1 protein-coding gene is annotated in these 1,636 nt (G+C 75.3%); it reads left to right on the top strand.

The genetic code is table 11. The annotated features are described in order from the left end of the window. Positions 1–1,636, top strand: a 1,636-nt coding sequence (locus AC5RUH_RS16660; RefSeq protein WP_494129153.1) for an FtsK/SpoIIIE domain-containing protein, incomplete at both ends; no start/stop codon positions are given.

Genomic DNA, 1,636 nt, shown 5'->3' with positions numbered 1-1,636 from the left:
TCCCTGCTGCGGGCCGGGACGGGGGCCCGGCGTCCTGCCGGGGACCCCGGCCCTCCGGACCGCCCGGCGCACGTGTGGCTGCGGCTGGGGACGGCCGGCCTGCCGGCACACATCGGTTCGGCGTCGGCGCCGGTGGTCCCGCCCCCGCCGCCGAGGGATGCTCCGCTGTGCGTGGACCTGCTCGCCGAGCCCCCGCTGCGGATCCAGGGAACACCTTTCGGGCTGGACGGTCTGCTGCGTTCGGCCCTGCTGCAGTTGGCCGCACGGGCGGCGGGAACCGTCCTGCGCGTTGTCTGCTACGCGTTGCCGGAGTCCGTTCGCGCGTCGGCGCGGTTCCTTCCCGGCGTGGAGCTGGCGGACCGGCCCGGACAGCTGGCGGAGCGGCTCGCCACCGGCGGCGGCACCCTCGTGCTCCTGGTCGCCGGACGCGGCGGCGAGGCGGCCCGGGTCCTGGCGAATTCCGGACGGCCGGCCGCGCAGCTCTGGTTCGGCGGTCCGGCCGACGCCGGGACCCGGATCATCGTGGCCGGACAGGCCTCCCGCCTGAGCGCAGACGGCGGAGACGTCGTGTTCTCGGCGGATCTGGTGCAGGCCCCCACGTTGGACCGCCTTGCCCGGCTGGCCGCCGCGGCCATGCCCTCCGAGACGCTGCCGGCCACCGGTTCGGTGCCGCCGCGCTGCCGCCTGCAGTCGATGCTGCCGCGGGAGCCGCTGGCCGAACGCTGGTCCCGCGGGGACCGCCATCCCGGCCTCACCGCCCTGCCGGGCGCCGGCGCCGCCGGACCGCTGGCGCTCGACCTGGCCGTCCACGGGCCGCACCTGCTGGTCGCCGGCACCACCGGCTCCGGCAAGTCCGAACTGCTGCGGAGCCTTGTCCTCTCGCTGGCCCTGACCAGGTCCCCGAACACGGTGAATTTCCTGCTGATCGACTTCAAGGGCGGTTCCGGGCTCGGCCCGCTCGCCCGGCTGCCGCACTGCGCCGGCCTGCTCACGGACCTGACGCTGGAGGCAGTCGGCCGATCGCTGGCCTGGCTGCAGGCGGAGGTACGCCGCCGCGAAGCCCTGCTGGCCGCCCGCGGTATCGGGGACATCGCGGCCTGCCCGCCCGGCACGCTGCCGCGGCTCGTCGTCGTCGTCGACGAATTCCGGATGCTGGGCGAGGACGCGCCGCAGGCGCTTCCCGAGCTGATGCGCGTGGCCACCGTGGGCCGTGCCTTGGGCATCCACCTGGTGCTGGCCACGCAACGGCCGCAGGGTGCCGTCTCCTCGGACATCCGCGCGAATATCACCACCATGATCGTGCTGCGGACGCAGAACACGGTCGAGTCCCGCGACCTGCTGGATTCGCCCGTGGCCGCCGACATTCCGGTGACCGCGAGGGGCAGGGCCTACCTGCGCGTCGGCACGCAGGATGCGGTGCCCTTCCAGTCCGCCTGCAGCACCCTGCCGGCCGCCGGACACTTCCCGCTCTTCCGGACCGTGGACGAATGGCTGGCGGCAGAACCACCGGCAGCGGCAGCGCCGGAGGGCACCGCAGTGGTGGAGCGGTTGGTGGCCGAGGCTGCGGCAGGGTCCCGTGACCTCGGCCTGCCGGAGGCCCGGCGGTTGCCGCCGGCCCTGCCGCTGAGCCTGGCCG

The sequence above is a fragment of the Arthrobacter sp. Y3223166 genome (assembly GCF_059090935.1).
This window is presented reverse-complemented; position numbering and strand designations above follow the sequence as displayed.